The sequence below is a fragment of the Phyllobacterium sp. SB3 genome (assembly GCF_040009165.1).
Classification (GTDB): domain Bacteria; phylum Pseudomonadota; class Alphaproteobacteria; order Rhizobiales; family Rhizobiaceae; genus Phyllobacterium.
This window is the reverse complement of sequence record NZ_JBDYKI010000001.1, coordinates 41,929-63,008: the sequence shown is the minus strand read 5'-3', so window position 1 is coordinate 63,008 and position 21,080 is coordinate 41,929. Positions and strand designations below refer to the sequence as shown.

Genomic DNA, 21,080 nt, shown 5'->3' with positions numbered 1-21,080 from the left:
AACCAGCATGAACGGAAACATGAATTTTATGCGGCAGCATTGCGAGAATACAGGTTTTTGCATTTTGACCGGTGATCAGGCTATAGGTGCGGGGAGTTGTACTGGAAAAATTAATACTGAAAACGCGCTACAGGAATCTTGCATGCCAAAGGTCGGAACTAAAAATATTGATGTTCTTTTCAGTGCCGAGACAATTGCTGTGCGCAATCTCGAACTTGCCAAGGCAATCGTTGCAGGCAATTTCGAGAATCTCCTTGTCATATCGATCCTCAAAGGCTCGTTCATTTTCGCTGCCGATCTGATCCGCGCGATGCATGATGCCGGTGCTGAACCGGATGTCGAGTTCATCACTGTGTCCAGTTACGGCAAGGGTACGGAAAGCGGCGAAGTGCGGCTGCTGCGCGATATCGACAGCGATGTGCACGGGCGCGACGTGCTTCTGATAGATGACATTCTTGAATCGGGCCGGACATTGAAATTCACGCGCGAACTCATGCTCGAACGCGGTGCCCGGAATGTCTATATCGCCGTACTGCTCGACAAGAGCGTCAAGCGCAAGACCGAGATAGAGGCGGATTTCAAAGGCTTCGAATGCCCCGACTATTTCGTCGTGGGTTACGGCATGGATGTCGGTCACTCATTCCGGCAACTGCCCTATGTCGGCGTTGTTCGGGATTAGTTGGCTCCTTTATTCATGAAAGAACCCCTCCCTGCTGCTCCGCAGCCTCCCTCCCCACAAGGGGGAGGGTAATTGGTGTTTTATTCTGAGATATTCGTGTTCGGAAGAAACACACTCGACCTGTACCCTCCCCCTTGTGGGGAGGGAGGCTGCGGAGCAGCAGGGAGGGGTTCTTTATCTCAGTTCAATTGAACTTGAGCAGGCGCTCCAGATAGTCCTTCTCCATCTGCGGGCTTAGCGAATTGCCGAGCCGCTTGCGGATGGCATCAAGGATTTCGCGCGCACGCTGAATATCGATCTCGCCGGGGACTTTGGTATTCGTACCATCATCGGGGCCGCCGGTACGATTTTCACGACCCAGCGGATCGCGCCCTCCGGTCTGCTGACGGCCGCTGGATCCGGTCTGCCCGTCCTGCCCCATCGCCTCTTGCATCTGTTTCATCATGTCCTGACCGCCGCGGCGCAGTGCGTCCAACGCGTCGCTTTGCTGACTGAGCGCCTGACCGCCATCTGCATCACCAAGGGATTTCCCGGCGTCGCCCATAGATTTCCCTGCCTGACCAAAGCCTTCGCCGGGTTTAATGCCCATGCCTTCCAGATCTTTCATCAACTGGTTGAGTTCAGATTGAAGCTTGCCCTGACCCTGCTGCAGATCACGCAGCGCCTTGGCGATATCCTCCTCGGACATCTGCCCTTGCTGACCCTGCTCGCCTTGTTGTCCTTCGCCAAAATCCTGCTGCATGCCTTGCTGGCGCTGCTGTTCAAGTTTGTGAGTCTGGTTCATCATGTCCTGCTGACGGCGCATCAGCTCACCGAGCTTGTCCATCTGCTGTTTCATCTGCCCTTGCTGACCATTTTGGCCTTGCTGCTGCTGGCCCATCTGCAGGTTGTTCATCATGTTTTCGAGTTCGGACAGCAATTGCTGTGCCTGATCCTTCGACCCCTGCTTGGCCAGATTTTCGATCTGGTCGAGCATCCTGTCGATATCCTCCTGCCGCAGTTCCTTTATATTGGGGTTCGGCATCTGCGCCATATTCGGGTTCTTCTGGGCCTTTTGCGCAAATTCACGCAAATACTCATTCATGGCGCTACGCAATTCGGCCATGCGCTTTTCAATTTCTTCCTGACTCGCGCCCTGTTCGATGGCATTTTTCAGGGCTTCCTGAGCCTGCCTCAAACGGCGCTCCGCGTCGGAAAGCGCGCCGTCCTCAATGCCGCGCGCAACCTGCCACATATAGGCAACCACTTCGCGCAGCTGGTCATCACTCTTTGCAAGATTGAGACGTGAGCGGACACTGCGCAATGCGAGATAATGCGATGAATTCCTGATCGTTTCTTCCGGCCACATGGTGATGGCATCAATCATCTCAAGCACGTTCGGCTTGGCGTTTGCATTCAATGCAAGATTGCGGCGTTGCTCGACGACAGCACGAGCAAGCGGGTTGGCAAATGGCCGCTCCGGCATAACCAGAGTTTTGGTTTCGCTGCGCGCCTCCTGCTTGGCATCATCAGATGTCACGAGTGTCATGTGGATTTCCGAACCCGACCATGGGTGCTCCGTCAAATCCTTGGTAGTCTTTGTTTCCTTGGGCTGTTCGCCACGGCGCGGCAGCGATAACGGCAATTCCGGAGCGTTGTAAAGCGGGCGTGCATCCTTTTCGGCAGGCAGGGCCGGTTCAATTTTTGCCTGCGCGCCTATAGCGCCGTAATCATCCCTGATCTCGTAGAACACATCCATCGTACCGTTGGCTGCACTGGAAGGTTCTTTGGTAAAGCGGATGGTTGGAGGCTGATCCGGAATGATGGTAAAGCCCCAACTGGAAAGCACAGATCGGCCATCCATCAGATCAATCGAACTGTTTTGACCAAGAGTCAGTTCGAAATTCCGCGGTGTTGCCTTGGCGGTTTGGATACCGTCGGCCTTTGGCGTATCCTTCGCTGCAATCTCCAGGGAATCTCCATTGGCCAGTTTCTGGGTAACAGCTTCCGAGCCGCTACCACCGATAATGCGAACAACAAGCGTGCTGTTCTGCGGTATGGAAAACTGCGTGTCGGCAGCATTGGCTGCTGTGGTCAGAAATAGCGGTGCGCGACCGGTATAGCGAGGCGGCGTAACCCACGCATCAATGCGAGGTGGTATGGCGTTGCTCGTTGCATGGCTGAGAAACGCATCGCTGATACGCCCGCCAAATGGGCCGCTGGAAAACGCAAAAGCAACGAAGAGGAGAAGAACGACGACGCCGCGCAAGGCCCACGGGTCGCGCTCTGCGATGCGTGTCTGCGGCAGGCCGCTTTGCAGGTTGGCAATGCGTTCTGCCATGCGCTTGCGGTGTTCTGCCCATAGTGCCTGAGCAAAAGGATCGTTGCCGTTGCCTGCAAGCTCTTCCGTCTGAACTGTAATAGGCTGGTGTGCGAGTTCGTTGACATTTTCAAGTCTGCGCGTGACATCCGATGTGCGGGGCAAGCGGAATTTCAGCAGCAGATAGACACAAAACGGAATGCTCAGGAGAAATAGCGCAAGCAGGGCTTGTCTCGCCAGATCAGGCATGAGGCGGAAGAGGCCGAACCACGACAGGCTAAGAAATACGCCAACAACAAGTAGAAATGGCAGCAAGAGCGGCCAAAGTCGCTCAAGTGCAATCATCAGCCAAGCGGACAAACGGAGGCGATCGATACTTTTCAAAATATCGAATTTGAAACTGGTCGCTTCCCGCTCTTCCGAGTTTTGATCGGCCATTCCCGCTCCATTTTTCCGGCATCGATGCTACCGGATAAGACTAACAATACCATTCATCATGGCAAAGGCGAGGCCTTGCGTGGTAAAACGCAATCATACTTCTGTGTAACGTGTGAAAATTACAGCCAATCCGGAATGGAATCGAGGCCGATCAATTCGTCATAAGTTGTACGCGCGCGCACCACATGAAATTGATCGCCATTGACCAGAACTTCAGGCACAAGAAGGCGCGTATTATAGGTTCCTGCCTGCACGGCACCATAGGCACCAGCTGTACCGATAGCGATCAGGTCACCCGGTGCCGGGCGCGGCAAATCGCGATCAAGGCCGAGATAGTCGCCGGTTTCGCAAACTGGACCCACAACATCGCCGCGAATGCGCGGATGGTCGGCTTTTGGTTCCTTGACCGGGCGGATCGTATGAAATGCGTCGTAAAGCGTTGGGCGGATGAGATCATTCATGGCCGCATCAACAATGATGAAGTTGCGTGCGTCGCCTTCCTTTACGAAGATAACTTCGGTGACAAGGATGCCGGCATTTCCCACGATAAGACGGCCCGGCTCAAAAATCGTTTTCAATCCGAGTGGCTTGATGTGCTTTTGCACGATCTGCGCATAGGCATCAGGTAAGGGAGGCGGGTTGTTGTCGAAGTGATAGGGAATGCCGAGGCCGCCACCAAGATCGACATGCTTGATGTCGTGACCATCAGCTTTTAACTGCGCAACCAGTTCTGCCAGCAGGCGGAAAGCGTCATCGAAGGGCTCCAGATCGGTAATCTGGCTACCAATATGCATATCCACGCCAACGACGCTAAGCCCGGGCAGCTTGGCCGCCTGCGCGTAGATTGAGCTCGCCTTGGCGAGCGGAATGCCAAACTTGTTCTCGGATTTTCCTGTTGAAATTTTCTTGTGAGTTTTTGCGTCGACATCCGGATTGATGCGCAGCGAAACCGGCGCAATCTTTCCGGCAGCGACCGCACGGCTGGAAAGTATGGCCAACTCCGGCTCGGACTCGACGTTGAAGCAATGAATGCCAACGCTCAAAGCCAGATCCATTTCGCTTGGCTTCTTGCCGACGCCGGAAAAGACAATCTTGTCAGCCGGAATACCAGCGGCCAGTGCCCGGCGCAGTTCGCCTTCTGAAACCACATCAGCACCGGAACCAAGGCGCGCCAGTGTTTTTAATACCGCCTGATTGGAGTTCGCCTTGAGGGCGTAGCAGACAAGCGTGTCCATATCGGCAAAGGCGGCCGAGAACACTTTGAAATGGCGTTCGATGGTCGCGGTTGAATAGCAGTAGAAAGGTGTTCCAACAGCGTTGGCTATTTCCGGAACGCTGACGCCCTCGGCATGGAGAACGCCGTCTCTATAATCGAAATGGTTCACGGGAATTTCTCTAAATCAATGGGTCGAGAATAAAACGCTTGTCCTTGACGGGCGGGGTTGCGGGTTTTGGCTCACCGGGCATCGATGTACCGGAGGCGGGCGGCGGTTCCAACGGGCCCTTGCGGCCGCATGCCGATATGGCGCTTACAATCACGACCGACATTAGAATTGTCGATAATAGGGAACGGCTTGTCATTGTTGATCCTGTCGTCCGAAATGGGTCTGCCATGTCTAGCCTAAGAAGGCGCAGTTTGCACCCCCAAGGCTGGTCAATGTTGTTTTACAATTTTGCGATCCGCTTTTGCCAGAATTTGATCTGCTTGCGAACCTGCTCCGGCGCTGTTCCGCCATAGGATTTGCGGCTGCGTACGGACTTGTCTACCGTGAGAAAACCGAAAATCGCAGCGGTTATACCCGGGTGTATCTGCTGCAAATCTTCCAACGACAATTTGCCCAGATCGACTTTTTTCTGCTCGGCAAGTGCCACTGCACGTCCGGTTACGTGATGTGCTTCACGGAACGGCAGGCCAAGCTCACGTACCAGCCAATCGGCCAGATCGGTAGCAGTTGAGTAGCCGGAGCCTGCGGCTTTCTTCATTGCCGCCGCGTTGATGGTCATATCACCAACCATGCCGGTCATTGCAGCAAGAGCGAGTTCCAGCGTTTCAGCGGCGTCGAAAACAGCTTCCTTGTCTTCCTGCATGTCCTTGGAATAGGTCAGCGGCAGGCCCTTCATGACTGTGAGCAACGCGACCAGCGATCCGGTGATGCGTCCGGTTTTGGCGCGAACCAGTTCGGCAGCATCGGGGTTTTTCTTCTGCGGCATGATGGAGGAGCCGGTTGAGAAGCTGTCGGAAAGCCGGACAAAACCGAACTGCGATGTGGACCAGATGACGATTTCCTCTGCAAGGCGAGACAGGTGTGTCGCGGTAATTGCCGCTGTTGAGAGAAATTCGAGCGCGTAATCCCGGTCGGAAACGCTGTCCAGCGAATTACGGGTAGGTTCACGAAAGCCAAGCGCTTTCGCAGTCATGTGACGGTCAATCGGAAAACCGGTTCCCGCCAATGCTGCGGCACCAAGCGGCGATTCGTTCATACGTTCGATAGCGTCGCGGACGCGGCTAAGATCGCGGCCGAACATCTCGACATAGGCCATGCAATGATGGCCGAAAGTTACGGGTTGTGCGGTTTGAAGATGAGTGAAGCCCGGCATGAGGGTAGCCGAATGTTCTTCAGCACGTTTGAGGAATGCTTCGATCAGTTTTTTGAGCAACGCGGCTGTCTTTTCAAATTCAGCTTTGACCCAAAGCCGGAAATCCACCGCCACCTGATCGTTGCGGGAACGCGCGGTATGCAGCCGGCCCGCTGATGCGCCGATCAATTCGGCAAGGCGCGACTCGACATTCATGTGAATGTCTTCAAGTTTGCGTGAGAAAGTGAACTTTCCGCTCTCGATTTCTGACAATATCGTGTTCAGGCCGCTTGTGATCTTGTCGTAATCGTCGCCCGCAATTATGCCGGTTTTTGCAAGCATGGCTGCATGAGCAAGCGAACCTTGAATGTCTTGGGCGTAAAGCTTCTGGTCAAAGCCGATGGAAGCATTGATTTCTTCCATGATGGCGGCGGGACCAGAGGCGAAACGACCACCCCACATTTCATTGCTGTTCTTCTTGTCGGACATGGAAAGCGCCTTGAGTGAGAAGCGGAAGAGTAAAGAATGACAGACGGCATGCAGAAAACGCCACGCAACAGCAACAAAAAGATCATCGCCCTTGCCGCGCTTGCCGGCATCGCCGCAGGTGCGGTTGCGGTATACGTGATGGAGCGGCCATCTGGCAATATTGCCGTGGCGACTAATACTGCGGATCAGTGCCCGATGAAGGCGGCAGGCGCAAAGGCAATTGATGCAGCAGCCGTTGGCTCCATTGCAGCGATGCGTGGTTCAGATCAACCACAATCCATGTCCAGCCTTTCGTTTACTGGCCCGGACGGCAAACCGGTTCGTATCAGCGATTTCAAAGGCAAGACTTTGCTCGTCAATCTATGGGCGACATGGTGCGCGCCTTGCCGCGAGGAAATGCCTGCACTCGATGCACTGGAAACAAAAAAGGGCAGCGACAAATTTGAGGTCGTCACGATCAATATCGACACGGGCGACGATGCAAAGCCCAAAGCTTTCCTGAGCGAAATCGGCGTTAAATCGCTCGATCTTTACCGCGACCCATCAATGGGCGTGTTCAATGAGCTAAAACGAAAGAATCTGGCTTTTGGTCTTCCTGTTACGATGCTGATTGATAAGGAAGGTTGCCAGATAGCTGCGATGAACGGCCCTGCCGATTGGTCCAGCGATGACGCTCAACGCTTCGTTGATACGGCGTTGGGTTTGTGAAGGACACATCCGTAGATCCTCGGGTCAAGGGCCCGAGGATGACGGAGAGGAAGCGTTCTTGATGATTACTCGGTGCCTGTAGTAGCGGCCTTGCGGGCTTTTTTCGCCTTGTACTTGTCGAAACCCTGCAATTCGCCGGGCTTGCGTTCCTTTGGCAGCTTTTTTGGCTTTTCCGTGGTCCAGCCTTCCGGCTTTGCCTTCGCAGGCTTGGCAGCCCACTCGGTACGCGGATTGGCGTCGTTGCCACGTGGTTTGCGATTGTCGAACTCGCGCTTCTCACCGAAGTTCTTCTTCGGCTTGAAATCGCTGCGCGGAGCAGAACCGCCGGGACCTTCGCTGCGCGCAATATTTACGCCCTTTTCACCCGTACCAAACTGTTTGATACGTGCAAGGAAAGCATCGGCCTTGCTGGCAGTGATTTCGAAGCGTGTTTCTGTTTCCAGAATCTTGATCGAGCCGACATCGGTTTTGGTGATGTCACCGGCCTTGCAGATGAGTGGCAAGAGCCAGCGTGGTTCGGCACGCTGCTTGCGGCCAACGCTGACGCTGAACCATGCGCCGCTCTCGAAATCCGTGAAGCGATCCGAGCGCGATGTGCGCTCACCGCGACCTGGACGGTCTTCGAAGCTACCTTTGCGGATAGGCTCGAGAACATGGGACGGTGTATTGGAAAGCTCTTCCGGTGCAGGACGGGCAGCCATTTGTTGACGCAGATAAGCAGCAGCAATCTGTTCAGCCGAGTGAAGGCTGAGCAGTTCGCGTACGAAATCACCCTCATCCTCGGTTATGACCTCTGACAAAGAAGGATCATTGAGAATGCGGTCATTGTTGCGCTTGTTGATTGCATCCGCATCCGGTGGCGGCACCATCGTCGTCGATAGTTTTGCTCCCTGTAGCAGGCGTTCGGCTGTACGGCGGCGCGATGCGGGCACGATCAGAACGCAAATGCCCTTGCGGCCTGCACGTCCGGTACGGCCACTGCGGTGCAGGAGCGTTTCCGAGTTGTTGGGCAGATCGGCATGGATGACCAGATCAAGATTAGGCAAGTCGATACCACGTGCTGCAACGTCCGTGGCAACGCAAACGCGGGCACGGCCATCACGCATGGCTTGCAGAGCATTTGTACGCTCCGCTTGGCTGAGTTCGCCTGAAAGGGACACCACCGCAAAGCCGCGATTGGACAGGCGGCTGGTCAGATGTTTGACAGCTTCGCGGGTTGAGCCAAAGATGATCGTGTTCTGTGCGTCGTAAAACAGCAGCGAATTGATGATGGCGTTTTCACGCTCACGGGGTGCGACCGGCATGATGTGATATTCGATATCCGCGTGCTGTTCGCGGTCATTGGTTGCCGAAATGCGCAGCGCATCTTTCTGGAACTGCTTGGCCAGCAAGGCGATTGGTTTCGGCACTGTCGCCGAGAACATCAATGTGCGGCGGTCTTCCGGCGCTTCACCCAGAATAAATTCGAGATCTTCGCGGAAGCCGAGATCAAGCATCTCATCGGCTTCATCAAGGACAACAGCACGCAGCTCTTTCATATCCAGCGAACCGCGGCTGATATGATCGCGCAGGCGGCCCGGCGTCCCGACAACGATGTGAGCGCCCTGAGCAAGGGCCCGGCGTTCCTTGGTCATGTCCATGCCGCCAACACAGGAGGCAATGCGCGCGCCAGTTGGCTCATAAAGCCACTCCAGTTCGCGGCGAACCTGCAATGCCAATTCGCGGGTCGGTGCGATGACCAGCGCATAGGGTGCACCGATTGAGGTGAAGCGATCCGCATCCTCAAGCAGGGTTGGTGCAATGGCAATGCCGAACGCGACGGTCTTGCCGGAGCCTGTCTGGGCGGAAACGAGAAGATCCTGTCCCTCGGCTTCAGGAGCGAGAACGGCTGTCTGAACCGGTGTCAGGGTTTCGTAGCCACGGGCTTTCAATGCACCGGACAGCGCCGGAGCGATAGAATCGAAAATAGTCATGAATGAACTTTCAGTGCTTGTTTGGGCGTGTTTTTAGCTCGGCGTCAATGGAGCACGAGCGGCACGCATATAGCTTTGTTGCGCTCTCGTAGAGGTTATAGCACATTTCGTCAATCCTAATGGCATTTTACAGTCAGGCGATACGAAAACCAATAGGTCGGTTTAATTGAGATTATATCTCCGTTTTGGGGTCATTTGACTAAAAATTATTCCCTTGTCGTTCTTGCACATATATTGACCAAGAGCGGCAGTCGTGGCATGGAGAGGCATTAAGTTATTTTTTATTCATTTTAAAAGTTGAGAGATTGCACGTGAAATCATCCCGATTCATTCTATGTGCCATGGCTCTTTTAGCCGCTTGCGATGGCTCCAGTTCGAACAAGCCAAACGACAATGTTTCCGACAATACATTTGATGGCAAGGCCGTCCCAGTCGTTACAGATAATACAATTTTAGAGCCTAATCCCACACCAGCACCTGCTGTAGAAGTTAAACTAGAGTCTCAACTGCCGATTGTTCCGGCGACCACTGTGCCAATTCCAACGCCCTTGCCGGAAATAGGCAAGCAATTTGAGACCTCCCCTACGGGCATCGCTTATCCCAAGCTGGCCACATTGTATCCCGGCCGCAACGGGCCTGTCGTGGAAGATGGTATGATCTTGCCGTGGTTGTCAAAGCGCGCCCCGTTGAAATCGGCCGTGAAGGTGCTCACAGATATGGATACGGACGGGGATGGACAGAAAGATAAAATTGCATTGCGGATCGTGCAACCGGCAGAAGTTACCGAGGGTTTAAAGACACCAGTCATTGTTCGTCCCTCAATTTACTACGAAGATTCGACTTATGAAACTGATTCACGTGGCCCTTTTCTTGGTGAGGCTCAATATCTTCGAATGGGTTTTACAATTGTCTACGCTGATTCATTGGGTTCCAACCAATCGGATGGCTGTCCCTCGATCATGGACGGAACCGAGCGCGAGGCTATGGCTGATGTCGTACGCTGGCTGGTAAATGATCCGAATGTAAAGGGTATGGATGCATCAGGACGCGCGATACTTGCCCCTTGGTCAACCGGGCATGTCGCAATGGAAGGTGTGTCTTACGGAGCGACCTTGGCGACTATGGCGGCAGCGACTGGCGTTGCGGGACTCGAGGCAATCGTTCCGGTTGCTGGCATCAGCAATGCCTATGATTATTTCCAGCGATACAATGGCGTGCAAATTGGTGATGTAGTCGATCTCAACGGATATGCAGGTGAGTATACATCAGCCATTCGGAAAACAGCTTGCTCGGCAAATAAAAAGAAATTGGATCAAGGTGTCGATGATCTGACCTTTGCATATAATGATTTCTGGAAGGAGCGTAACACTCTTCTATTGGTGAACAACATAAAAGCAGCCACGTTGATTGCGCACGGTCAAAGCGACAATAACGTCAAAACAAAAAACAGCGTCCAATTATATGACACATTGTTTGAAATGAAAAAGCCGGTTCAGCTTTGGTTGCACAGTCGCGATCACGATGATCCCGCTTGGCAAAAGGAGTGGCAGAAACAGATTTTGCTCTGGTATAGCCGGTATCTCTTCGGGGTGAATAATGGCGTTGAAAAGCAGGATACATACGTGCGCGAAATACCTGCCGGAGATTTGATTGCTGGCAACTTAATAATGCCGGATAGGGATGATACGAGCGATACACTGATCGCTCATTGCAGCGCCTCGGCACATTCCCCTCGCGATTGTATTCCAGCAGGCGAACTTTTGGTAAAAGAACCAGCTTGGCCGAAGACGGATGTTGTTCCTTATTACTTGCTCAGAGATAGCACCGCGAAACTTTTGCTGACAGTGAATGCGACAGAAGGAAATACAAAGATACCGGTCCGCTTTAATGCGTACGGGAACAGCGGTGCATTCGGGACTGCACCTCTGGAAAATGCTACCCGCTTTGCTGGAACGATCCGTGTAAAAATAAATGCAAGTTATTTGGCTGGTGTCCCCAACCTCAAGGCGACCTTGTTTATCGACGGTGCGAGGGTTACGTGGGGCTGGGCTAACCCAAGCTTCTATAAAGGGTTGGAAAAAGAAGAGATAATCAACGAGGGAGAAAATTATCCGCTTGTGCTGGAAATGATGCCCCGTGATTTCACTGTTCTGCCAGGAAGTAAAATTTCTGTTTTCATAGAGGGAGCCTACCATCCCAGGCGGGGTGGTGCAAAAGAGACCACTTTGGATCTATCTCAGACAACGCTGGAAATGCCAGTTGTGAAGCGAGCTATTCCTTCCACGGTGATGATGCTTAACTAATGGCTTTAATCGTGCGGGTCAGGAGGTGAAGCCCGCACGTTTCAAACGCACAATAGCGAGATCGAGCGCGGAAAGAAAGGCGGATCGATCTTTTGGGGAAAAAGGCCGCGGTCCGCCGGTAATTTGACCGGCCGAACGCAGCTCATCCATGAGATTGCGTGTCGCCAAAGTATTGCCGATGGAAGCTTCCGTGAATGCCCTGCCCGTAGGAGAAATGGCGTCGGCGCCAGCCTTTACACTACGGCTGGCGAGCGGGATATCAGCTGTTACCACAACGTCGCCCCGGGAAACCCGCTCGGCAATCCAGTCATCGGCAGCATCAAAGCCATCGCTGACAATGACACGCTCGATCATTGGATCGCGGGGGATTGCCATCATGGAGTTCGACACAACGAAAACTTTGACGCCATAACGTTCTGCGACACGGTAGATTTCAGCTTTTACCGGACAGGCATCAGCATCGACGTAGATTGTTATATGCTTTATGGCTGCTGTTTCGGTCATTTCAGGTCCGGTTTCACGTCGTTATATGCTATGAGCATTCGGGGTTTACAGTGGGGAGTTGCGTTGCTTGCAGGTCGAGATATCGCACCATATAGATGCTTCGGACCCCGACGAGGATGGCAATTACCTATATTACTATGAATACGATATCTATGTTTTCTCCGAGGGAGACACATTCTTCTCGGCACGAGCTTACACAGACGAGCCTGATTGCGCGTCGTTTCAGGGCAAGACTCAAGCAGGAAAAGACTCTTATCTGACCAAAGACGATCTCGATCATCCACTGCTTCTGGCCGCGTATAATTATCTTAAAAAGTCAGGCAAAACGGAATTATTGTGGTTCGGCGAGGAATTCAGCGAATATCTTCCTGTTCCCAATCTAACCAAAGATATGAAGGGCTGCCAGTCCGACTGAAGCGCCAAGCCCTATCGCGATTCCCGCCGCCAAGGCAGCAACGAGAAACCCTGTGCCAAGCCATGCGCCATCCTGTTCTCCCAAGCCGATCGCCAACAAAATAATGCTCAAGGCGGGTATCTGGTTGATTAGGGGAATTGGAAGAATGACGATCAATGACATCAGGAGCGCGACTATGCTGACGACACGCTCGACGACAATTTGCGGGAAGAGCCAGTAACGCGGGCGGGCAAGCCGCTCAAAGCGGGCGAGAACGCTTTCCAGTTTTGCAATGCCCGAGCGATATGTTTCGGTACGCATGGATTTGCGGCGCAGGAATGCTGGAAACCATGGGTTCTCAAAGCCAATCAGCATTTGGATCGACAACAGTACCAGCGGAATGCCGAAGATAGTCGATGATCCTGGCGGCAGGGGCAGCAGGTTCAACGCGGAAAACAGGATGAGCAAAGCGCCGAAGCTTCGCTCCGATAGTGCAGTGAGAATATCGTCAAAGGAAATTCGTTCTGCAGTTGTGTTCCCAAGCTCGACGAGCACGGTGGACAGCCGCTTCGTTCCGGCAGGAAATTCAGAGCTATGCTCGCTATCCATGGGATAATTTCATGCGGACACGCTCAACGCGTCGGAACGGGATTTTCCCCGCGATAGTCGTAGAAGCCGCGCCCGGTCTTGCGGCCAAGCCAACCAGCCTCGACATATTTGACCAAAAGCGGGCAGGGCCGATACTTGGAATCGGCAAGGCCATCGTGCAATACCTGCATAATGGAAAGGCAGGTATCAAGACCGATGAAATCGGCAAGCTGGAGCGGGCCCATCGGATGATTGGCACCCAGCTTCATTGCGGTATCGATTGCATCAACTGAACCGACACCCTCATAAAGCACATAGATAGCTTCATTGATCATCGGTAACAGAATGCGGTTGACGATGAAGGCAGGAAAATCCTCGGAGACAGTCAAGGTCTTGTCGAGGCTGGTGACAAACTCCCGCGCGCTTTCAAACGTCACGTTTTCGGTTGCAATGCCGCGAATAAGCTCGACCAGCTTCATGACCGGAACAGGATTCATGAAGTGAATGCCGATAAATCGCTCAGGGCGATCAGTGGTAGCGGCGAGGCGGGTGATCGAGATTGACGAGGTATTGGTAGCCAGGATCGCCTCAGGATTGAGGTTGGGGCAAAGCTGCGCAAAAATCTTGCGCTTTACGGTTTCATCCTCGGTTGCTGCTTCAATGGCAAGGTCGACACTGGAAAGATCTTCCATGCGCAGGGCAGGGCGGATATGGGCCATAGCCTTTTCGCGGGCTGCTTCTTCGAGTTTACCGTGTGAAACCTGCCGTGCCATATTGCCATTGACGGTGGCGATGGCCTTTTCCAGCTGTTCGGCAGACTGGTCATGGATCAAAACGTCATAGCCGGCCACCGCACAAACATGGGCAATGCCGCTACCCATTTGCCCTGCTCCGATGATGCCTACAGTCTTGATCGATCCAGCCATGTTTCCATCCGTTTGTTTCTTGTAGCATACAAAGTAAATGGCCGGGGTAGCGTTCGTCTACCCCGGCCATGCAAATCATTTCAAACTTGCGACTATATTTCTCTATCAGCGCAATTCCGGATGGAAAATCGCTTTAAAGTGCTTTTTCAAGTTCGGGCAGGATGGTGAAGAGATCGCCAACGAGGCCGTAGTCCGCAACCTGGAAGATCGGTGCTTCTTCGTCCTTGTTGATAGCAACGATGACCTTCGAGTCCTTCATGCCTGCCAGATGCTGGATCGCGCCGGAAATGCCGACGGCAATATAGAGATCCGGCGCAACCACCTTGCCGGTCTGTCCGACCTGCCAATCGTTCGGGGCATAGCCCGCATCGACAGCGGCACGTGAGGCACCAACCGCAGCACCGAGCTTATCAGCAACCGGAAGGATCACTTCCTTGAACTTCTCGTTGGAACCGAGAGCGCGTCCACCAGAGATGATGATCTTGGCAGAGGTCAGTTCAGGACGGTCACCACCCGAAAGTTTGGCTTCGACAAAAGTCGAAAGACCCGGATTGGCAACAGCAGAAACGTTCTCCACCGAAGCCGAACCACCTTCACCAGCAGCAGCAAAGGTTGCCGTGCGAACGGTGATAACCTTCTTGGCATCAGTCGCCTGAACCGTCTGCAGAGCATTACCCGCATAGATCGGACGCTTGAACGTATCGGCCGAGATGACCTCGATGATATCCGACACCTGCATAACATCAAGCAAGGCTGCAACGCGCGGCAGGATGTTCTTGCCGTTGGTTGTTGCAGCGGCAATGATCGTGTCATAGCCATCGGCAATCGAGACGATGAGCGCTGCTGTTGCTTCGGCAAGGCGGTTGGCCAGATCATCGCTGTCGGCGAGCAGAACCTTTTTAACGCCTGCAAGTTTGGCAGCCTGATCGGCAACGCCCTTGGCGCTCTTGCCCGCAACCAGCACATGCACATCGGAACCGATGGCAAGCGCTGCCGTCAATGCCTTGGCGGTCTGGTCGGAAAGGGTCTCGTTATCGTGTTCGGCAAAAAGAAGAATAGCCATGTGATTTCCTTATCCTTTTCCTTAAAGAACGCCAGCTTCGTTCTTGAGCTTGGAGACCAGCTCCGCAACGTCCTTCACCTTGACGCCAGCCTTGCGACCGCCCGGGTCTTCAGTTTTCAGAACCTTGAGGCGTGGTGCAGTGTCGACGCCATAATCACCGGCAGACTTCTCATCCAGCGGCTTCTTCTTGGCCTTCATGATATTTGGCAGTGAAGCATAGCGCGGCTGGTTCAGGCGCAGGTCGGTTGTGACGATGGCAGGCAGCGTGATCTCGATGGTCTGCAGGCCGCCATCAACTTCGCGCGTTACCTTGGCTGACTTGTCGCCAAGTTCGACCTTGGAAGCGAATGTACCCTGGCTCCAGCCGAGCAATGCAGAAAGCATCTGGCCGGTCTGGTTGGCATCGTCATCGATTGCCTGCTTGCCAAGGATGACCAGCTGCGGCTGTTCGGCTTCAACGACGCCCTTCAAAATCTTCGCAACAGCCAGCGGTTCGACAATATCGTCGACCTTGACCAGAATGGCGCGGTCCGCACCCATGGCGAGCGCCGTGCGCAACGTTTCCTGCGCCTGTGCGGGCCCAATCGAAACGACCACGACTTCCTCGACCTTGCCGGCTTCTTTCAGACGAAGTGCTTCCTCGACCGCGATTTCGTCGAATGGGTTCATCGACATTTTCACATTCGCAAGCTCAACGCCCGAACCGTCGCCCTTGACGCGGATCTTCACATTGTAATCGACTACCCGCTTTACCGGTACGAGGACTTTCATGGGGACTCCCTCTTCAATATTCGAATGACAGCTTTAACTGTCCTATCACGGTACCTGCTTGCCGGATGCCGACATTGAGGTGAAAAATGCGACACGTTTGTGCCTGAACAGCGCGGGACCGTAAATATGAGTAACGTAAAGGTCAATGCACGGCATGCGACAATTTGTACTTCAAACGATTGAATTATGGTGGTCTAGCGGCCCCATTTTACGGGTCCAGTTTCGGGGGCCTGTATCGGCGGCTCCTTTTCCGCAACCACCGCGCGTGGAGAGACGATAGCGCGATCAAAAAGCGGAACATTTCGACGCTTTAGAACGACAGTCAGCAGCGCCCCTGCAATAATACCGCCGACATGGGCCGGCCATGAAACCTGCTGGTCACCACCCCACAAAAGCATGACGAACTGGACAGCAACCCAAAGAACGAGCGGGTAGATCGCAGGAATACGCAGCGGGATTCGTCCAAAAGCCAGAACCCAGACTTTGACGCGAGGATGAAGAAGAAGATAAGCCGCGACAATCCCGGCGATTGCACCGGAAGCGCCGATCAGCGGTGCCTGCGAGTCTGGCAAGATTACGCCGTGTAAAAAAGCGCCTGCCGCTGCACATAGAAGATAGAAAATCAGAAATTTCACATGTCCAAGCGCGTCTTCAATATTGTCGCCAAACACCCAGAGAAACAGCATGTTACCGCCGAGATGAAAAATATCGGCATGGAGAAACGCGTAAGTTATGTAGGTGAAGTTTGGCGGAACGATATCATAGGCGGCGGGCAGGGTTGCCAGATGGTGGATGATGGCGGGAATATAGCCAAGCCCGATAATGGTGGCTTCCGCGTAATCACCGCCAATGCTGGTCAGCGCGAAAATGATGACGTTGAGCGCTATCAGTGACAGTGTCACATACTGCACTTTGATGTATTTCAGACTGTTGGCGTCATGCAGTGGAATGAACATTAGTGTCTTTCATACCCGATCTCGGGAAAGGTGACGAGGTGGACACTGGAAGCTCGCCGAAACCAATGTGCGGGATGAATTTGAGCCAAACCTCTGGTCTTGTCTACAAACAGAATTTCCCAATTCAGAAAGGTAAGTTCTTCGCTATTCTCATGTCACTGCTTCAAGCCTCTTTGTTTTGCCTGTCCTCAACCACGACTGCGCGGGGAGTAACAATGGTGCGGTCGAACAGCGGAATGCTCCATCGTTTGAAAATACCAACAAGCAATGCTCCCGAAATAATTCCGCCGACATGCGCTGACCAGGATATGCGTTCATCGCCGTGTACGAAAAGCATCAAAAACTGTTCTGCAATCCAGAGTGCAAGCAAATAGATGGCTGGAAGTGGTAATGGAATTCGCCCGAACGCGAAGACCCAAACCCACACCCTCGGATGAAGCACGAGATATGCGGCGACGACGCCGAATATCGCTCCCGATGCACCAATCAACGGGCCTTGGGAATCAGAGAAAACAAAACCGTGCATGAAGGCACCAGCGGCACCGCAGAGAAAATAGAAGATCAGGAATTTTATATGCCCCATTGCGTCTTCAACATTGTCGCCGAAGACCCAGAGAAACAGCATATTTCCACCGAGATGATAGACATCGGCATGCATGAATGTATAGGTGATGTAGGTCCATCCGTCAGGTATGAAGTCATATTGGGGAGGACGTATAACCAGATCATGCGCTACAGCGGGAATGTAGCCAAATGCCATTGACGCTTTCTGGGTGTCCGGATCAAAAAGAGCCACAAGCCCAAAGATCACAACATTCAAAACAATGAGTGAGAGTGTAACGTATTGCAGTTTGATGTATTTAAGGCGATTGGCGTCGTATAGTGGAATGAACATTAATTCCGGATTCCTGCCTCAAGCCGTTCAGCGGTTTTTACCCGGAACCCATAACACGTCCTTTGCGCCATTGTCATTGACAACGCGAGCAGCAACAAACAGGAAATCCGAGACACGGTTGATGTATTTCAACGCGGCAGAAGTGACGATCTCGTCTGGTCGTTGAGATAGCTCTACCATTTGCCGTTCTGCCCGGCGCGAAACTGTTCTTGCCAGATGCAAAGCAGCCGATGCGGCCGAACCTCCCGGCAGCACGAAAGAGCGCAAAGGCGCAAGATTTTCGTTCATATGGTCGATATCCGCCTCGACCCGCGAAACTTGTGCATCGATGATACGCAAAGGCTCATAGGCAAGCGTTTCACCAGTATCCGGCGTTGCCAAATCTGCTCCGAGATCGAACAGGTCATTCTGGATGCGGACAAGCATGGCGTCGAGTTCGGGATAGTCCTGCTCGGTGTGCAACCGGGCCAATCCGACAAAGGAGTTTGCCTCATCAACCGTGCCGTAAGCCTCGACGCGCAAATCATGCTTCAAACGCCGTGCTCCGGTGCTAAGGCCGGTGGTGCCGTCATCGCCGGTACGCGTATAAATCTTGTTGAGCTTGACCATTGCCATTTGTCCTAGCTTGCGGCGCGATGGAAATAGATTGCGCCAACGATCAGGATAATTGCAACCAGTTGCAGGAGAATGCGCAGCTGCATCATCTTGTTGGAGAAGTTGGCATCGCCACCCTTCATCATATTGCGCAGACCAATGAGCAGCACGATGGCCACTGCGGCTATGGCGACAATCGCCAGAAATTTGAAGATGATGTCCATGGTGTTATTCCTTATCAGCAGAGTTCCACTCTGCTCCTGTCATGATTGGCTCGCAAGCATGCGATACAGCGCACGGGCCGATAGAATTCGTTTGGCAAGACTTGCCAATTTTGCCGGAAACGTCACCACATAATGGGGCCTTGGCCGCGGATTTTCCAATGCGTGCTTCAGCACTTTGTAAATCGCATCTGGTCCCAATGCGAATCGTGGTGGTTTGGCTTTTGAAAAGCGCTCGATTTCGCTGTTGTATTGCTCACGATGAACCGAGCTTTCAATATCTATGTATTTACTGACCTGTGCCGCAGCATTAGCCCGGAAGTTCGAGTCGATGGAGCCCGGTTCAAGCAGCGATACGTGAATGCCGGAACCTTCTAATTCCATGCGCTGCGTTGTCATCAATCCTTCAAGCGCAAATTTCGAGGCAACATAGGCACCGCGCAGTTTCATGGGAACGAGACCAAGAATCGAGGAACAATGCACAATGCGCCCGTGACCTTGTTTACGCATGATGGGGACGATCAACTGGGTAAGCTCGTGCCAGCCGAAAAATGCCGCTTCAAATTGCTCGCGTAGCGCAGCAGTGGGAAGGTCTTCGACTGCCCCGGGAACCGCATAGGCGCCATTATTGTAGAGTGCGTCGAGTGTGCCGCCCGTCTGTGTAAGAATGCCGGCAACTGTGTCCTGAATAGACTGTGATTCGCGATAATCCAGATAGTAAGCGGCAAAACCTTCAGACTTCAGCGCATCAATATCGGCTTGCTTGCGGGCCGTTGCAAAAACTGTCCAGCCATCAGCCTTCAAAGCGCGCGCACAATAGGCGCCCATTCCACTGGAACATCCTGTAATTAAAATCGTTCTGGAACGGGGCATGGTTTCAATTCAATAGGTTGCGCAAAAAAACACTTCACATATTCGCTTGTGCCTTGCAATCTCGCGTACATGGTCAAAGGGGCAAACCTGCATTGATGGGTAAAGTATATCGTTTTCTTCGGCGTATCGTTGCCGACGCGCTGGGACATTTCAGCACGGATGACGGGTGGGCACTGGCAAGCCATGTGGCGCTTTCCGGAATCATGGCGCTGTTTCCGTTCCTGATTTTTGCCACTGCACTGGCAAGTTTTCTGGGTGCAAGCGCATTTACCGAAACCGCCGTGCATGTGGTTTTCGATACCTGGCCGGAAGTCATTGCCAATCCGATCAAGCAGGAGGTGAGCAATGTGCTCAACGTGCAGCGTGGCGGACTGTTGACTATCAGTGTGATCGCCGCCGCCTATTTTGCCTCCAATGGCATTGAAGCCTTGCGGGTTGCACTCAACCGGGCTTACCGCGTGATAGATACGCGCTCGATCATCTATTGCCGCCTGCAGAGCCTTGGCTACGTGATCATTGCAACCATCGGCATCATGGCGATCAGCTTTCTGCTGGTTCTTGCGCCGCTTGCCATGCGCATCGCCTCGAAATGGTATCCGGAAATCTATCTTCTATCCGGCACAATCAGTTTCTGGCGTTATTGCATTGCGTCGGCTGTGCTGATTGTCGGGCTGCTTGTGGTGCATCTCTGGCTGCCTGCGGGACACAGGCGGTTTATCGACATCCTGCCGGGAATATTGCTCACGCTGATCGCATGGACAATCGGCGCCACGATCTTCGCCAGTTATCTGGAAACGTTCGCGTCTTATATCTCGACCTATGCCGGTCTTGCTTCGATCATGGCGGCCATCGTTTTTCTCTATATCATCGCCGCAATTTTCATCATTGGCGCGGAGGTCAATGCCGCGATCATCATTTATCGCGAGGGAAGGGTAGCCCGGCGGCTTTGACCGCCGGTGGAGAGGGCGACGCCCAGCGTCGCTATACCCATGCCAACGAGCTGAAACAGTGTCAAAGTTTCACCGAAGAGCACATAGGCCATCAAAGCTGTCACGCCCGGAACGAGATAGAATAGCGATGCCACTTTCGAGACTGCTCCTTGATTTATCAGAATCATTAGCAGCAGGACTGCACCTATCGATAAGACTACAACCAGCCAGAACATGGCGAAGACGAGTGAGCCGGACCAGATAATCTGATGAGTTTCGAAGATGAGTGTCATGATCACCATGACAATCATCGCACCGAGATATTGCAGCGTCGTACCAGCCTTGAGATCGATCTGGCCGACAAAACGTTTTTGCCAGACTGTCCCTGCACTGATGGCGATAACGGAAAAGACAGAGGCGCCGACAGTTGCCGGAGTAATGCCATCGGCAGAAATTGAAAGCTTGGGCCATAGTACCATGGCGACGCCAATGAAACCTACCGCGAGCCCAGTCCAATGGCGCGGCTGGATTTTCTCTCCAAGCGTCACGCCAGCGATCAGCGCGGTGATCAAAGGCTGAAGACCCACTACCAAGGCAGACATGCCGGCAGGTAGACCCTTGTGGATAGCCCAGAAAACCGCGCCAAGATAAGCACCGTGGATCAGGCAGCCTGCGATAATGGCGTGCATCGCTCCGCGCTTGCTTGGCCAGTTATTTCCAGCCAGTACGACCCATATTCCAAGAATAGCCCCTGCAATCGCAAAACGTGCAGCCAGAAACAGAAAGGGTTCCATATAAGGCATTGCATAGCGCGCGCCGATGAAACCGGTTGCCCAGAGGGCAACGAACAAGGCTGGGAAATAGCGAACAGGCATGGGAAAGACCAGATCAATGATGAGC

The 21,080-nt window shown here is 53.3% G+C and carries 21 protein-coding genes; 5 read left to right on the top strand and 16 right to left on the bottom strand.

What is annotated here, in order from left to right; all coding sequences use genetic code 11:
- The first annotated feature begins 142 nt into the window (after positions 1-142).
- Positions 143-679 (top strand): hypoxanthine phosphoribosyltransferase, encoded by a 537-nt coding sequence (hpt, locus tag ABKW30_RS00305; protein WP_348596025.1) that lies wholly within the window; start codon positions 143-145, stop codon positions 677-679.
- A 184-nt stretch (positions 680-863) separates the two neighbouring features.
- Here the strand turns inward: hpt and ABKW30_RS00300 are convergent, their stop codons facing one another.
- The 4 genes from ABKW30_RS00300 to argH all read right to left on the bottom strand — a co-directional run bounded on the left by ABKW30_RS00300 (position 864) and on the right by argH (position 6,482).
- A complete protein-coding gene (locus ABKW30_RS00300) occupies positions 864-3,416 on the bottom strand; it encodes a TIGR02302 family protein (protein ID WP_348596024.1) in 2,553 nt (850 codons plus the stop codon).
- Between the two features lie 119 nt (positions 3,417-3,535).
- On the bottom strand, positions 3,536-4,801 hold the full coding sequence (gene lysA / locus ABKW30_RS00295) for a diaminopimelate decarboxylase (protein ID WP_348596023.1): 1,266 nt from the start codon (positions 4,799-4,801) through the stop codon (positions 3,536-3,538).
- Positions 4,802-4,811: 10 nt separating this feature from the next.
- A complete protein-coding gene (locus ABKW30_RS00290; RefSeq protein ID WP_348596022.1) occupies positions 4,812-4,997 on the bottom strand; it encodes a lipoprotein in 186 nt (61 codons plus the stop codon).
- A gap of 84 nt (positions 4,998-5,081) precedes the next feature.
- Positions 5,082-6,482 carry an argininosuccinate lyase gene (argH, locus tag ABKW30_RS00285; protein WP_348596021.1) on the bottom strand — a complete coding sequence of 467 codons (1,401 nt, stop codon included), beginning with the start codon at positions 6,480-6,482 and terminating at the stop codon, positions 5,082-5,084.
- Between the two features lie 36 nt (positions 6,483-6,518).
- Here argH and ABKW30_RS00280 point away from each other — a divergent pair, with 36 nt between their 5' ends.
- Positions 6,519-7,190: a TlpA disulfide reductase family protein gene (locus tag ABKW30_RS00280; RefSeq protein WP_348596020.1), complete on the top strand. Its 672-nt coding sequence runs from the start codon at positions 6,519-6,521 to the stop codon at positions 7,188-7,190.
- 65 nt (positions 7,191-7,255) lie between these two features.
- Here ABKW30_RS00280 and ABKW30_RS00275 read toward each other — a convergent pair whose 3' ends face one another.
- Positions 7,256-9,163: a DEAD/DEAH box helicase gene (locus ABKW30_RS00275; protein ID WP_348596019.1), complete on the bottom strand. Its 1,908-nt coding sequence runs from the start codon at positions 9,161-9,163 to the stop codon at positions 7,256-7,258.
- A gap of 311 nt (positions 9,164-9,474) precedes the next feature.
- Between ABKW30_RS00275 and ABKW30_RS00270 the strand changes: the two genes are divergently transcribed.
- Positions 9,475-11,466, top strand: a complete 1,992-nt coding sequence (locus ABKW30_RS00270) for a CocE/NonD family hydrolase (protein ID WP_348596018.1) — start codon at positions 9,475-9,477, stop codon at positions 11,464-11,466.
- 18 nt (positions 11,467-11,484) lie between these two features.
- On the opposite strand, the gene ABKW30_RS00265 is transcribed toward ABKW30_RS00270, so the two are convergent.
- The gene (locus ABKW30_RS00265) at positions 11,485-11,970 is read right to left on the bottom strand and encodes a YaiI/YqxD family protein (protein WP_348596017.1); all 486 of its coding nucleotides are present in this window, start codon (positions 11,968-11,970) and stop codon (positions 11,485-11,487) included.
- A gap of 67 nt (positions 11,971-12,037) precedes the next feature.
- On the opposite strand from ABKW30_RS00265, the gene ABKW30_RS00260 reads away from it, so the two are divergent.
- Complete coding sequence (locus ABKW30_RS00260) at positions 12,038-12,385, top strand: hypothetical protein (protein ID WP_348596016.1); 348 nt, start codon at positions 12,038-12,040, stop codon at positions 12,383-12,385.
- Here the strand turns inward: ABKW30_RS00260 and ABKW30_RS00255 are convergent.
- The 9 genes from ABKW30_RS00255 to ABKW30_RS00215 all read right to left on the bottom strand — a co-directional run bounded on the left by ABKW30_RS00255 (position 12,350) and on the right by ABKW30_RS00215 (position 19,251).
- Entirely contained in the window at positions 12,350-12,973 is a 624-nt protein-coding gene (locus ABKW30_RS00255; RefSeq protein ID WP_348596015.1) for an exopolysaccharide biosynthesis protein, read from the bottom strand. The genes ABKW30_RS00260 and ABKW30_RS00255 overlap by 36 nt on opposite strands.
- Positions 12,974-12,996: 23 nt before the next feature.
- Positions 12,997-13,878, bottom strand: coding sequence for a 3-hydroxybutyryl-CoA dehydrogenase (locus ABKW30_RS00250; protein WP_348596014.1), 882 nt, complete (start codon positions 13,876-13,878; stop codon positions 12,997-12,999).
- A 133-nt stretch (positions 13,879-14,011) separates the two neighbouring features.
- Positions 14,012-14,941: an electron transfer flavoprotein subunit alpha/FixB family protein gene (locus ABKW30_RS00245; protein ID WP_348596013.1), complete on the bottom strand. Its 930-nt coding sequence runs from the start codon at positions 14,939-14,941 to the stop codon at positions 14,012-14,014.
- A gap of 21 nt (positions 14,942-14,962) precedes the next feature.
- A complete protein-coding gene (locus tag ABKW30_RS00240; RefSeq protein ID WP_348596012.1) occupies positions 14,963-15,712 on the bottom strand; it encodes an electron transfer flavoprotein subunit beta/FixA family protein in 750 nt (249 codons plus the stop codon).
- Positions 15,713-15,906: 194 nt separating this feature from the next.
- Positions 15,907-16,668, bottom strand: coding sequence for a rhomboid family intramembrane serine protease (locus tag ABKW30_RS00235; protein ID WP_348596011.1), 762 nt, complete (start codon positions 16,666-16,668; stop codon positions 15,907-15,909).
- Positions 16,669-16,831: 163 nt separating this feature from the next.
- On the bottom strand, positions 16,832-17,563 hold the full coding sequence (locus ABKW30_RS00230) for a rhomboid family intramembrane serine protease (protein WP_348596009.1): 732 nt from the start codon (positions 17,561-17,563) through the stop codon (positions 16,832-16,834).
- A 27-nt stretch (positions 17,564-17,590) separates the two neighbouring features.
- The gene (locus ABKW30_RS00225) at positions 17,591-18,172 is read right to left on the bottom strand and encodes a cob(I)yrinic acid a,c-diamide adenosyltransferase (RefSeq protein WP_348596007.1); all 582 of its coding nucleotides are present in this window, start codon (positions 18,170-18,172) and stop codon (positions 17,591-17,593) included.
- Between the two features lie 11 nt (positions 18,173-18,183).
- Positions 18,184-18,381 (bottom strand): twin transmembrane helix small protein, encoded by a 198-nt coding sequence (locus ABKW30_RS00220; protein WP_348596006.1) that lies wholly within the window; start codon positions 18,379-18,381, stop codon positions 18,184-18,186.
- Positions 18,382-18,420: 39 nt separating this feature from the next.
- On the bottom strand, positions 18,421-19,251 hold the full coding sequence (locus ABKW30_RS00215) for an SDR family oxidoreductase (RefSeq protein ID WP_348596005.1): 831 nt from the start codon (positions 19,249-19,251) through the stop codon (positions 18,421-18,423).
- A 95-nt stretch (positions 19,252-19,346) separates the two neighbouring features.
- Here ABKW30_RS00215 and ABKW30_RS00210 point away from each other — a divergent pair, with 95 nt between their 5' ends.
- Positions 19,347-20,201, top strand: coding sequence for a YihY/virulence factor BrkB family protein (locus ABKW30_RS00210; RefSeq protein ID WP_348596004.1), 855 nt, complete (start codon positions 19,347-19,349; stop codon positions 20,199-20,201).
- Here the strand turns inward: ABKW30_RS00210 and ABKW30_RS00205 are convergent.
- Positions 20,168-21,055 carry a DMT family transporter gene (locus ABKW30_RS00205; protein WP_348597543.1) on the bottom strand — a complete coding sequence of 296 codons (888 nt, stop codon included), beginning with the start codon at positions 21,053-21,055 and terminating at the stop codon, positions 20,168-20,170. The two genes, ABKW30_RS00210 and ABKW30_RS00205, sit on opposite strands and share 34 nt — an antisense overlap.
- Between the last annotated feature and the right edge of the window lie 25 nt (positions 21,056-21,080).

Excerpts from the sequence above, each read along its gene's own strand:
- hpt (WP_348596025.1), top strand. The coding sequence starts at position 143 with ATGCCAAAGGTCGGAACTAAAAATATTGATGTTCTTTTCAGTGCCGAG.
- ABKW30_RS00300 (WP_348596024.1), bottom strand. The coding sequence starts at position 3,416 with ATGGCCGATCAAAACTCGGAAGAGCGGGAAGCGACCAGTTTCAAATTC.
- ABKW30_RS00290 (WP_348596022.1), bottom strand. The coding sequence starts at position 4,997 with ATGACAAGCCGTTCCCTATTATCGACAATTCTAATGTCGGTCGTGATT.
- argH (WP_348596021.1), bottom strand. The coding sequence starts at position 6,482 with ATGTCCGACAAGAAGAACAGCAATGAAATGTGGGGTGGTCGTTTCGCC.
- ABKW30_RS00280 (WP_348596020.1), top strand. The coding sequence starts at position 6,519 with ATGACAGACGGCATGCAGAAAACGCCACGCAACAGCAACAAAAAGATC.
- ABKW30_RS00275 (WP_348596019.1), bottom strand. The coding sequence starts at position 9,163 with ATGACTATTTTCGATTCTATCGCTCCGGCGCTGTCCGGTGCATTGAAA.
- ABKW30_RS00265 (WP_348596017.1), bottom strand. The coding sequence starts at position 11,970 with ATGACCGAAACAGCAGCCATAAAGCATATAACAATCTACGTCGATGCT.
- ABKW30_RS00255 (WP_348596015.1), bottom strand. The coding sequence starts at position 12,973 with ATGGATAGCGAGCATAGCTCTGAATTTCCTGCCGGAACGAAGCGGCTG.
- ABKW30_RS00250 (WP_348596014.1), bottom strand. The coding sequence starts at position 13,878 with ATGGCTGGATCGATCAAGACTGTAGGCATCATCGGAGCAGGGCAAATG.
- ABKW30_RS00245 (WP_348596013.1), bottom strand. The coding sequence starts at position 14,941 with ATGGCTATTCTTCTTTTTGCCGAACACGATAACGAGACCCTTTCCGAC.
- ABKW30_RS00240 (WP_348596012.1), bottom strand. The coding sequence starts at position 15,712 with ATGAAAGTCCTCGTACCGGTAAAGCGGGTAGTCGATTACAATGTGAAG.
- ABKW30_RS00235 (WP_348596011.1), bottom strand. The coding sequence starts at position 16,668 with ATGTTCATTCCACTGCATGACGCCAACAGTCTGAAATACATCAAAGTG.
- ABKW30_RS00230 (WP_348596009.1), bottom strand. The coding sequence starts at position 17,563 with ATGTTCATTCCACTATACGACGCCAATCGCCTTAAATACATCAAACTG.
- ABKW30_RS00225 (WP_348596007.1), bottom strand. The coding sequence starts at position 18,172 with ATGGTCAAGCTCAACAAGATTTATACGCGTACCGGCGATGACGGCACC.
- ABKW30_RS00220 (WP_348596006.1), bottom strand. The coding sequence starts at position 18,381 with ATGGACATCATCTTCAAATTTCTGGCGATTGTCGCCATAGCCGCAGTG.
- ABKW30_RS00215 (WP_348596005.1), bottom strand. The coding sequence starts at position 19,251 with ATGCCCCGTTCCAGAACGATTTTAATTACAGGATGTTCCAGTGGAATG.
- ABKW30_RS00210 (WP_348596004.1), top strand. The coding sequence starts at position 19,347 with ATGGGTAAAGTATATCGTTTTCTTCGGCGTATCGTTGCCGACGCGCTG.
- ABKW30_RS00205 (WP_348597543.1), bottom strand. The coding sequence starts at position 21,055 with ATGCCTGTTCGCTATTTCCCAGCCTTGTTCGTTGCCCTCTGGGCAACC.